Annotated in this window: 11 protein-coding genes; 7 read left to right on the forward strand and 4 right to left on the reverse strand. The window is 47.2% G+C overall.

From position 1 onward, the window contains the following. From HWQ67_RS06180 to glgX, 7 genes are all read left to right on the forward strand, one after another. Nucleotides 1–192, forward strand: a 192-nt coding sequence (locus HWQ67_RS06180) for a hypothetical protein (protein ID WP_218251800.1), incomplete at its 5' end; no start/stop codon positions are given. Between the two features lie 32 nt (nt 193–224). Further along, a complete protein-coding gene (locus HWQ67_RS06185) occupies nt 225–863 on the forward strand; it encodes a hypothetical protein (protein WP_218251801.1) in 639 nt (212 codons plus the stop codon). Between the two features lie 12 nt (nt 864–875). Further along, nucleotides 876–1,436, forward strand: a complete 561-nt coding sequence (locus tag HWQ67_RS06190) for an antibiotic biosynthesis monooxygenase (RefSeq protein ID WP_218251802.1) — start codon at nt 876–878, stop codon at nt 1,434–1,436. 67 nt (nt 1,437–1,503) lie between these two features. Continuing rightward, a complete protein-coding gene (locus HWQ67_RS06195; RefSeq protein WP_218251803.1) occupies nt 1,504–2,079 on the forward strand; it encodes a DJ-1/PfpI family protein in 576 nt (191 codons plus the stop codon). Nucleotides 2,080–2,165: 86 nt separating this feature from the next. Beyond that, nucleotides 2,166–4,010 (forward strand): AGE family epimerase/isomerase, encoded by a 1,845-nt coding sequence (locus HWQ67_RS06200; protein WP_218251804.1) that lies wholly within the window; start codon nt 2,166–2,168, stop codon nt 4,008–4,010. 29 nt (nt 4,011–4,039) lie between these two features. Continuing rightward, complete coding sequence (locus HWQ67_RS06205; RefSeq protein WP_218251805.1) at nt 4,040–4,369, forward strand: STAS domain-containing protein; 330 nt, start codon at nt 4,040–4,042, stop codon at nt 4,367–4,369. Between the two features lie 11 nt (nt 4,370–4,380). Further along, the gene (gene glgX / locus HWQ67_RS06210) at nt 4,381–6,498 is read left to right on the forward strand and encodes a glycogen debranching protein GlgX (protein ID WP_218251806.1); all 2,118 of its coding nucleotides are present in this window, start codon (nt 4,381–4,383) and stop codon (nt 6,496–6,498) included. A gap of 276 nt (nt 6,499–6,774) precedes the next feature. On the opposite strand, the gene HWQ67_RS06215 is transcribed toward glgX, so the two are convergent. From HWQ67_RS06215 to HWQ67_RS06230, 4 genes are all read right to left on the reverse strand, one after another. Continuing rightward, the gene (locus HWQ67_RS06215; protein ID WP_218251807.1) at nt 6,775–8,502 is read right to left on the reverse strand and encodes a response regulator; all 1,728 of its coding nucleotides are present in this window, start codon (nt 8,500–8,502) and stop codon (nt 6,775–6,777) included. Beyond that, entirely contained in the window at nt 8,499–10,415 is a 1,917-nt protein-coding gene (locus HWQ67_RS06220) for a sensor histidine kinase (protein WP_218251808.1), read from the reverse strand. The genes HWQ67_RS06215 and HWQ67_RS06220 overlap by 4 nt, the downstream gene beginning before the upstream one ends. Beyond that, entirely contained in the window at nt 10,415–11,257 is an 843-nt protein-coding gene (locus HWQ67_RS06225; RefSeq protein ID WP_218251809.1) for a substrate-binding domain-containing protein, read from the reverse strand. The genes HWQ67_RS06220 and HWQ67_RS06225 overlap by 1 nt, the downstream gene beginning before the upstream one ends. Before the next feature lie 443 nt (nt 11,258–11,700). After that, nucleotides 11,701–12,010: Druantia anti-phage system protein DruA (locus tag HWQ67_RS06230; protein WP_218251810.1), on the reverse strand; the 310-nt coding region annotated here is incomplete at its 5' end.

Consider the following 12,010-nt stretch of genomic DNA (forward strand, 5'->3'; position numbering starts at 1 on the left):
TTTCATGATGGTATGTTACAGGCGGGTTTTACCGTGCCGGTGGTAAAGAACTTGCTCATACAACCCATGACACAATTCTGGTATCCCCTGTCGGCAGATGCAGGCAAGGCGCCTAATGGAACATCATACAACCCGCATGGCAAAATAGATAACACCTTTGTCTACGGGGTAAACGTAATGTATATGTTTTAAGGAGTTTCATGATCTAGACAGACCCATATCGTATGGTATGGATAACACTGAAAAACAGGGAGATTAAGGCTATGGGGCAAAAAAAGATTGTATCCAACCTCGACAGATTAATTGATTATTGGAAGAGTAAGGGCTATAAGGGACAACATGATCCTTCATTTGACATCTATGGATTAATTGCTTTTTGGGGGAGCCATGATGCTGAGGACCTGGGCAATGGGACGTTTGCCAGAAGGGAGTTTACTTTTTTCGAAAACACATGGAGCCTATACTTTACAATGTATCTGGATGTTGAACTGAAATATCCGGTATATCGCTTTCACGCCGAGGGGTTCTTTGAGGTAGATTCGCCGTCTTCCGTTGTTGAGGGGGCCTACAATGCCATGTTTGGTTTCCACAGAAAGACCCTCACACTGCGTACGTCTGACGAACAGGTTATCAACAGTCTTGGATTTGGCGGGCAGGGCTTCATGCTTGAGATTGAGAAGGACATATCCGCTAATGGGTGCTCTTTCTTTAAGTCCGTCAAGGACTACGAAGAGGAGTATGACCTGGTGTGGCTCGATAAGACAGGGAAAATCCTGCGTTTGGGGGCACGACCGGCAGATAACGATATGTCAACCAAGGACAAACGTCCAACCGCTCTGGGCTATCCGGTGTTCAGGATATAGCGCACACACCACATGGATGAGACGGTAACCATAATCGTTTCGTGGAAGATCAAGCCCGGCCTCGAACGGGAGTTTGAGGCCGGGCTGGAGGAAGTCATCGGGGCGGCCAAAAAGTTCAACGGCCACCAGGGCGTACGCGTAAAAAAGCCGGATATGACTCAGGGTGAGTATGTCATCATATTCAGGTTCAACAGCATCGAAAACCTCAGAAAGTGGGAAGACTCCGACATAAAAAGAGACTGGCTCAGACGCGCTGAGGCGTTTAAGGAAAAAGACCCGACGATGCAGAAGTTTACAGGGCTTGACTTCTGGTTTATGCAACCTGGCACAGAGTCCCAAGGCCCGCCACGGTATAAGATTGTCATCGTCACTGTTGCAGCGATCTATCCCCTGCTAAAGGCCTTGAACTTTGTGGTCAATCCGCTGATCACCGCCTTGCCGTTGTTCTTTCAGGATATATTAAAGACCACAATATTGGTTAGTTTGCTGACGTATGTGGTGATGCCTTTTCTGACGCGGATATTGGCCTTCTGGCTGTTTGATAACGCCCACAGCAGAGGCGGAGGAATATAATGACGATGAGTGGGAAGAGCGAATAAATAAAATGTTTAACATTTAAACCAAAAGGAGGTGAGAAATTATGTTGTTACAAGGAAAAAAGATCGGCATACTCATAGAGGGTGACTACTATGAGAAGGAGATATTTTACTATGAGTTCCGGTTTCCCGAGGAAGGTGCGCAGGTGCAGTTGTTGTCGCGTCTGTGGGGCATGGACCGGATCACGTTTCAGGGGCACGAGTGGAAGGTTCCGATAGAGTGCAATAAGAGTTTTGAGGGCATGGATGACGCAGAATTGGACAGTTACGCGGCCATAATCGTCCCCGCCGGATATGTCTCCGACAGACTGCGTTATACCACAGACGTAACCAAGCTGTCGCCGGCCAGTGAGTTCTTAAAGAGGGTCTTTGCCAAAAAGGACATCTTAAAGGGCGTGATCTGTCATGGCATGTGGCTGCTGGCTCCAACCCCAGAGCTTGTACGTGGCAGAAGGGCAGTTGTGCACAATAACCTAATCGGGGATGCCAGAAACATGGGTATCGAATACGTTGACCAGGACGTGGTTGTCGATGGCGACCTGGTAACCGGCCGTAGTGGCGGACACTGTCACTTGTTTGCCAGAACAATAATACAACTGCTGTCTGACAAAACTCGTTAAGCCAGAAGGGTGTGGAACCTCTGAGAGGGGGGGCCCCAATGTAGATAATTTAATCGAAATTTAAAGCTAAGGAGGATTTTTTTTCTATGAGCATAGAGTTTACTTTTTCTGACACAATTGCAGGTTATGTCACAGGATTCAACAATCTTGAGAGATGGTATATGGTAAGGACGTCGGACAGCCGTGAGTTTAAGGTGTACCTGACCCCCACGACCTATGGCCGTTTCTCCTTTGACCTGGACGAATCATACATGGATGCCACGGGGGTGTTCAATCAGCTTCTGTCGCTAAACCGTCAATTTGTCTTTACGTATGGTACATTTTACCCCGTTGATGGTGGCGAAATGAGATTTGAGGCCCAGTGGCTGGTGTTTGCCGGTAACGGTCCGGGCAACTACCGCCATGAAGAGCCACAGTGGTGGATAAAGCAGATCAACTCAATCGGCAATAGCTACCTGAAATGGCAGTTCAATCACCCCGAGGAGACCATCGACTACACCAAGTACCGTACGTTCCTGCACCTGGCCGGCGGCAAAAAAACAACCGGCGACCAACTCCAGGAAACCGACACCATCTCCCGCCTCGTCTACGGCTTTGCCTCGGCGTATATGCTCACGGGTAACGATGCCTTCCTGGAGGGCGCCGAAAAGGGCACCGAATACCTGCGTGAACATATGAGATTCTACGATGAGCAAGAGGCCCTGATCTACTGGTACCACGGCGTCAAGCTTGGTCCGGACAACAAAGAAACCAAGCTCCTCACCTCGGAGTTTGGCGACGACTACGACTCCCTGCCCATGTACGAGCAGATATACGCCCTGGCAGGCCCCACTCAAACCTATCGCATAACCGGCGACAAGCGGATTCTATGGGATATCGAACAGACGGTAAAACTCTTTGAGCGCTTCTACAAGGACAACGACAAGGGCGGCTACTTCTCCCACATAGACCCCATCGGACTAAACCCCCGTGCCGATTCCCTGGGTGCCAACCGCGCTAAAAAGAACTGGAATTCCGTCGGAGACCACGCCCCGGCATACCTCATCAACCTCTACCTCGCCACCGGCAAAAAAGAATACGCCGACTTCCTCGAATACACCTTTGACACCATAACGGACCGCTTCCAGGACTATGAAAACAGCCCCTTTGTCCAGGAACGCTTCTTTGAGGACTGGAGCCACGATAAGACCTGGGGTTGGCAGCAGGACCGCGCCGTGGTCGGCCACAACCTCAAGATCGCCTGGAATCTTATGAGAATGCAGTCCCTTACACCCAAACAGAAGTACGTTGACTTCGCCCGCAAGATAGCCGAGCTTATGCCCAAGGTGGGATGCGACCTTCAACGCGGCGGCTGGTACGATGTCGTAGAGCGCGTGATAAAGCCCAACGGCAAACATCACCGCTTCGTCTGGCATGACCGTAAGGCGTGGTGGCAGCAGGAACAGGCAATCCTGGCATACCTCATCATGCACGGCATCCTCAAGGATGAGGAGTACCTGAGACTCTCCCGCGAGGCTGCGGCATACTACAGCGCCTTCTTCCTCGACCACGACGACGGTGGCGTGTACTTCAACACCCTGGCCAATGGCCTGCCATATCTGCTGGGTAACGAGCGCTTCAAGGGCAGTCACTCCATGAGCGGGTATCACAGCATGGAGCTGTGCTATCTATCGGCTGTGTATATCAACCTCTTGATCACCAAGCAGCCCCTGAACTTCTACTTTAAGCCATATCCAGACTCATTACCAAACAACGTGCTGAGGGTCTCCCCCGACATCCTCCCACAGGGAAGCATATACATCAGCGAGTGTTACATAAACGATGAACCATATAAGGACTTTGATGCCAACGCTTTGACCGTAAACCTGCCTCGTACCGGTGAACAAATCAGGGTAAGGGTGAAGGTAACGCCAAAGACCTGGTTGGATTAAACCGGATTTAATATCAAAGGAGGACGTCAATGGTGACTGTGAGCACGGTCAGCGGTGTTACGGTAGTGGCGATAGAGGGCAGCGTTGATAGCAACAGCGTCCCTGCTATCCAGCGGCAAGTGGTTGAGGGCATGGAGGGTAAGGACAAGGTGGTGATTGACATGAAGAAGGTGAGTTTTCTGTCAAGTGCCGGTCTGCGAATGCTGATGCTGGTCTACAGGCAGATGAAGTCACGCAACGGCAAGGTTGTCCTGGTCAGCGTGATGGAGGAGATCGTGGAAGTGATGAAAATGACCGGATTTATAAACTTCTTTGTCATTGCCGATGACGTGCAGGCCGGTATAAAGGCGATAGGATAGGAGTCGGGACGATGATAGACCAGAGAATCGATTACTATCCAACCCACGAACACGCAGGGTTTAAGTTCAGAAAAGGTAAACCCCTGCCTTTTGGGGCAACGATGGTGCCCAATGGGGTGAACTTTTCGGTTTACTCCAGCGCCGCCACGGCATGTACGTTAGTGCTGTTTGACAAGGGTGCTCCTGCCCCGCTTGTTGAGATACCCATCCCGGAGGAATTCCGGATCGGGAACGTATACTGCATCGTGGTCTTTGACCTGGACTACGAACGTCTGCAGTACGGCTACAGGATGGATGGCCCCTATGACGAAAAGGCCGGACATCGCTTTGACAAATCCAATGTCCTCTGTGACCCCTATGCCAAGGCCATCGGAGGCCGCAACACCTGGCTTGCAGCACCCAATTGGGACGACGTCTATCCCTACAGGGCAATGCTCGCCTTTGAAGACTTCGATTGGGAAAATGACCGCCCCCTGGAGACCCCCATAGAGGACCTGGTCATATACGAAATGCACGTGCGGAGCTTTACCGCACATCAGTCTGCCGGTACCAAGTACAACGGAACGTTTACGGCCCTGAGGGAAAAACTCCCCTATCTCAAGGAGCTTGGCGTCAACTGCATAGAGTTGATGCCCATCTACGAGTTCGATGAGTGGGAGGGCAGCCGCAAGCACCCGCAAACCGGCGCACAACTCGTCAACTACTGGGGCTACAGCACCGTTGGATTCTTCGCCCCAAAGGCTGGGTTTGCGGCCTCGGGCAAGTATGGTATGCAGGTGGATGAGCTAAAGACCCTCATCAAGGAAGTCCATAAAAACGGCATCGAGGTCATCCTGGACGTGGTCTTTAACCACACCGCCGAGGGAGACCACCGCGGACACACCATCTCCTTCAGGGGGATAGACAATAAGACCTACTACATGCTAACCCCTGAAGGATATTACTTCAACTTCTCCGGCACCGGCAACACGCTCAACTGCAACAACCCCATTGTGCGCAACATGGTGCTGGATTGCCTGAGGTACTGGGCCTCGGAGTATCACATAGACGGATTCAGGTTTGACCTGGCGTCGATCCTTGGGCGTGACCCCCTGGGGTATCCGCTGTCCAATCCGCCGCTTTTGGAGTCGCTGGCGTATGACCCGATCCTTGCCAAGTGTAAGCTGATAGCCGAGGCCTGGGATGCCGGCGGACTGTATCAGGTGGGGTCGTTCCCCGCCTACGGACGCTGGGCCGAGTGGAACGGCAAGTACCGCGACAGTGCCAGAAAATTCCTCAAGAGTGAAATGGGCATACTTGGGGATATCTCCCAGTGTATCCAAGGCTCTCCAAACCTCTATGCCTTCCGCGGCCCAACGGCAAGCATCAACTTCATCACCTGTCATGACGGCTTCACCCTCAATGACCTGTTCTCCTACGACTACAAGCACAACGAGGCCAATGGAGAAAACAACAACGACGGCGCCAACGACAACAACAGTTGGAACTGTGGCTGGGAAGGTCCCACTGAGGATGAGGGCATAAACGCCCTGCGCAAACGACAGATCAAAAACGCCCTTACCCTCCTGATGGTCAGCGCCGGCGTGCCCATGCTCCTGATGGGCGATGAGGTGGGTCGCACACAACACGGCAACAACAACACCTACTGCCACGACAGCGAACTCAACTGGCTCAACTGGGACATGTTAAAGACAAACAATGAACTATTCACATTTGCCAGGCACATCATCCACTTTAGACGTGCCCATCCCGTTCTGCGCATCCGGCACCACTTCCAGCACAAGGACTACGTTGGAAGCGGCTATCCCGATATCAGTTTCCACGGCACAAGGGCGTGGCGCTGTGACTGGTCTGCAACGAGCCGTGTCCTTGCGTTTATGCTCTGCGGCAAGCACGCCAAGCAGGGCGCCGTCAGAGACGACTACATCTATGTGGCAATGAACATGTTCTGGGAACACCTGGGCTTTGAGATACCGCACCTGCCTGATCCCATGAAGTGGCACGTAGCGGTCAATACCGGTATGCCCGCACCCCAGGACAGCAGTGAGCCGAGCAAAGAGCCTGTGCTTGGTGATCAACATAACTTTCTCGTCGGGCCACGCTCTATGGTTGTATTGGTAGGGAGATAAAGTATACATTTATGATTATAGCACGTTTCGATTGCGTGCGATACAAGAAGGAAAGGGGCGGCTCCGCCCCCCTTTAGAACCCCCTGCAAGGGGACCAGTCCTCCCTTTATGCCGGGGGTCGCTAACCCCTTGACCCCTTAAAAATGCCGTGTGTTTTGTATTTAATCCAATCGAAATCTGCTGTAAAAAATTAAGCCGATGTTTCTCTAATCTCCCTCCCCTTGTGGGAGGGGATCTCCCAAATTACTTATTCGCTTTGAGAAAGAGCCGGAACTTTCACTCTCTATGGGTATATTTTCTGATAATTTGAATCAGCTCTTTGGCGTTAATAGGTTTCGTGATATAGTCGTCCATTCCTGCCTCTATGCAACGCTCCCTGTCTCCTTTTAGTGCATGAGCGGTCATTGCAATAATGGGAATATTACGGGCGGTTTCAGTGGATTTTATCAGTTTTGTTGCTTCAAAACCGTCCATTTCCGGCATTTGCACGTCCATCAGGATCAAATCGAACATTACCTCGGAAACCAGAGCAATCGCTTTTTCACCATCCACTGCCTCCGTTACGGTATAGCCGTGATTTTTTAATATCGCTCCGGCAACCATCCGGTTTACCATGTTATCCTCAACAAGCAGGATGCGACACGAGGACTCTGTAACCTGAGGCGCTTGAGGTTTTGGCTGCATTCCGTCTGTTTTTCCAGGGTGCTTTGAAAGTACCTTCATGTTATTATCGCCGGAGACCTCTGGTGTGTTTTCGCTCAGGCCAAAGCCGACGGTAAAATGAAAGGTGCTGCCCTTACCCTCAGTGCTTTGCAACCACATTCTACCGCCCATAAGCGTGACCAACTGTTTTGTTATGGCAAGGCCCAGGCCGGTACCCCCATGTTTTCTTGTCGTTGAGCCGTCTGCCTGTGAGAAGCTCTCAAATATTTGGTCAAATTTAGAAGCCGGTATCCCTATGCCGCTATCCGTTACCGCAAAATGTAGTAATGTCGATTTATCATCCGTATTATCCGGCTGTAACTGCACCTCCACCAATATTTCACCTGTTGTGGTAAATTTAATCGCATTGCCCACTAAGTTAAAAAGTATCTGCCCAAGTCTGGCCGGGTCGCCTTTTAGTTTTAGAGGTACCCCCGGCTTTATGTGGTTTGAGAGTTCCAGTCCTTTCTTGTGTGCCTGAACTGAAAGTGGGGCACATATGTTTTCCACTAATTGTCGAAGGTCAAACTCCGTCTCCTCAAGCTCCAACTTACCCGCCTCAATCTTTGAAAGGTCCAGGATGCCGTTTATGAGCGCTAAAAGGGCATTGGCTGAGTTAAGCACCGCTTCGAGGTATTCCCTTTGCTGTGGCTGTAATTGCGTATCAAGGGTAAGTTCCGTCAATCCAATAATGGCATTCATCGGGGTGCGAATCTCATGACTCATATTGGCAAGAAATTGGCTCTTGGCAGAGTTGGCAGCAATGGAAGCCTCTTTTTCTGCGATTGCTTTTTCAATACTTCTTTTTGCGTTATCAATGGTTATAATGTCGTTGTATGTCCTTAGGGATAAGATCATTGCTATGTTAAACTTGTCTATTGTTAATTCTGTTTTTTCTATGTAATCATTGATATCGTAATTAACAATGACGTCCTGTTTTGGAGCCTGTCCTGGTTGACCTGTCCTTAGAATAATACGTACAAGGTTATTTTTCAGTTCTTCTCTGATATATTTTGTGGTATCGAGTCCGGAATGGCTTTCTTCCATCACGACGTCTAAAAGCATAACGGCAGTATCAGGATTTTCAGCAATGAGGCGTTTTGCCTCACCGCCGGAGTAGGCGCTTAAAAAGTCCAGAGACTTGCCGTCATAGACAAAATTATTCAACGCAAATCTCGTCATTGTGTGTACTTCCGGCTCATCGTCTACGATCATTACCTTCCACCTCTGGGTCGTCTCTGAGAGATCGCTTACACTGTCCCCCTGATAGAAGAAGCTGTCGTCATCATTATGGTCAATCATGCTTTCTCCAGTGCACTGACAGGGAAAGTGATTATAAATCGTGTCCCCTCTCCCTCAACACTTTTACACTCGATATGTCCACCAAAGGTCTGTGTCACTATATTATACACAATATGCAACCCAAGGCCGGTGCCGCCCGTCCCTCGCTGGGTTGTAAAAAAAGGCTCAAATACCCTCTTTAGATTCTCTGTAGACATACCTTTGCCGTCATCGCTATATTCTACAACAATTGTTCTTTCTTTATCTATGACCTCAATTGTTATATTGCCTTTGTCGTCAGGGTCATAGGCATGTATAAGAGAGTTCAGCAGGAGGTTTGTCATTATCTGAGCTAACGCCCCGGGATAACTATTCATCTCCAGGTCTTCTGGACAGTGTATTTCAATAGTATGAGGATGCCCCTTTAGCTTTGGCTTAAGGGTCATCAGTATTTCCTCTAAATAGCCTTTTATCTTAAATTTGCGCCTATCCTGTGTCAACTGGTCAGTAGATACCATTTTGAACCTTTTAATTAAATCGGCAGCGCGAAGAAGGTTTGTTAATATAACGGAACTACCCTCTCCAACCTCGTTAATGTATTGCTCAAGTTGCGTCTTATTAAGAGACTTGTTGTTGAAGGCAGCCATTATATCGCCGGTTGTTTTGACAATAGTCGAGGACAGGGTTATACCAATGCCTACAGGCGTATTTATTTCATGTGCCACACCCGCTACCAACTGCCCAAGTGATGCCATCTTTTCTGCTCGCACAAGCTGTGCCTGGCTTTGTTTGAGGTATTCATTGGTAGTCTCCAGCTTTTTAAGATGCATGTCTCGGGTCAGTTGAGTTTTTTTCAACTCTATTAACATATTATTAAAAGATTTTGCTAACACACCGATTTCATCTTTTGAGCTAATATCGGTTATTTGGGAATAATCCCCAACACTTATCATTTCTGTAAATGCAATAAATCTCTTCAGCGGATTGATTATGCTGTTGGTTATGTTGTTGGTTATAAACGTAAAAATAACTCCGCTAATACTTAACACTGTAATTAATATACCAACCGTGATGTATTTTATTTTATTTGCCTCCTTGTAGAACTCTGCATAGGGCACCACTATCAGTAATGACCAATTGACCTCTTCGATTGCAATAGAAACCACAACGCTGTCAATCCCTAAAACAGATGTCCTGTTTAGGTTTTTTGTTAACGATGCGGGGTTTAGGATTAAATCATTGTGATTAATCGCGTTGTCGATTAGTTTGCCTATCTTCTTATGATTACTGTCGGGATATATAATTGTTCTTTCATTGCTTAACAGTAAAAAAAAACCGGTTTCTCCCACCTCTACGCCTGACAGGACATCGGTGATATCAGAAAGGAGCACGCTGCCCTTTATAAATCCAACTATTTTATCACCAAAAAAACTATATTTTGGTAGAATAAAATCCAATGCAAGGTTGCCAAGTTCGGTATTGTTTTGCACGTCCGAGATAATAACCTTGACTGGTTCTGTCGTTATCTTTTTTAAAATGGAGGAATCTTTCATGTTGTTATCGCCTGTGGATACTTTTCCGTGTACAAGCTTCACCTCATCCACCACAGTTTCGGTAACATTTGTATAACTTAACACGGGAAATTCTTGTGAAAATCTGGCAAGATATTGCACAAGGACAGGTTCCTGGTATCTCTCTATATAAAAATCCACTTCCCTTCCCTCCAATATCCGTTGCAACATGAATGTTTTATTGGCAATAGCAGTAAGTATCCGAAACCTCATCATATTAGCCATAAATCGTAGATATTTTGTTTCGTCAACATTAACGTGGTCTGAGACAAAATAAATCCCGCTTGCCCCTATTGCTATTCCTACAAATAAAACCACACAAAAATGAGATATCAGTATCTTGCTTTTTATCGATAAGAACATTATTGCATCTTAACTGGGACAGTCCCGTTTTTAATCATAATTGTCTGAGCTTCTTTAGTAAAAAGAAAATCTACGAAATCTTTTGCAAGGCCGGTAAGCTCCCCTTTCCATACAAGCCCAAATGGTGCCATGAATTTATAGGTGCCGCTTTGAACATCCTTGATTGAAGGATAGAGGCCGTCTACTTTCAAAACTGTTAAACCGGAATTTACTGTCATAGAATATGGCCCATAACCAATGGTATTCTTATATCGGTTTAATATATCAATAGTTTTAGGCGTGGTATATACCGTTTTACCGGCAAGTTTTTTTATGTCCTTAAACCCTGCCATGTTTTGCTCCAGCACATTCCTTGCCGAGTCATCCTCTTGTCTGTTGACGACATATATCGGTTGCCTCTGACCGCCTAGTTCCTCCCATGAGGTGATTTTTCCAGAGAATATGTCTATAATTTGCTCCGTGCTAAGATTATCAGGTTTTTTGTCATATAGATTAGCTATAAAAACAACAGGGCTATATGCAAATTCCTTGTAGTTGAGGTTGTACGCTTTTTCCTTGTCTCTCAATTTACGTGCCGTTCTTCCCATAACGCACTTTCCCTCGGATGTAATTTTAACACCGCCAGTGGTACCGATACTATCAGGTATCTCAATATGTGCATCACGGTGGTTTTTTTCGTATGCCTTTGCCAAAATCCTCAGTAAATCCTGACTATCACCCGTCCCCTCTATTACGAGCGTTTCCACGGCCAGACAATTAGTGCCTATCCCCCAGATTATTAACAATGATAAAAATATACTTAGCAGCACTTGTTTCGTGACTACTCCTCTTGTTGGTTTCATACAAAACTCCTAAACTAATCATTTCTAAATCTTTTAGATGAAATAGGCTATCACATTTGAGGTTCTATAGTCAAGTTTTTTGCCTCAAGGGCCAGGGCAATCGCATTAGAGAATTTTATGACAGGTACTTATCTCAACTTTCGTAGTAAAAAAGTAGAGTTAGATTGTTTATCCATAAGGAATTTTATAGTAAATATATCTCTGTTTGTTGTATAATAGTATTACATTGAGTTAACACTAATCTTATAAGAAATGATACTAAGTTGCGTTCATATGAGTAATTTTCATATATGGGAAATTTGTTAGAGATGTAAGCCTCGTTGGGTCTTTTTCCAATTCATTTAAGGCCACGAAAAGCGTTTGCTCAAATTGGTATAGAGAACTGAATGCTATATTATGCAAATATTTCTCCCTAATTTCCTCCCAAATATGCTCAGTTGGATTTAGTTCTGGTGAATGAGCTGGCTGGTGTATAAGGCTGATAAGGTCTCTTGCCAATCCCTGCTGAGACGCTTTTGACATAACGGCAGAATCCGTGAAGCTAAATTGGGAACATGCCAATCTGGCAGAATCACAAAACGACTGTTGTTGGTTAACAGTTTCAGCCAGACGTACTGGTGGCGATAATCCCAGCCAATCCACATATCGCGTGCCTTGCACTTCCAAGCTGCTGCTGAAAAACTCAAAAGTGCTACCCAATCTTCTCTCCGAAGAGCAACATACCACAGCGTTTCGCCTATCTTGGGATATATC

The sequence above is a fragment of the Candidatus Magnetobacterium casense genome, from assembly GCF_019173545.1.
In the GTDB taxonomy this organism is placed as follows: Bacteria; Nitrospirota; Thermodesulfovibrionia; order Thermodesulfovibrionales; family Magnetobacteriaceae; genus Magnetobacterium; species Magnetobacterium cryptolimnobacter.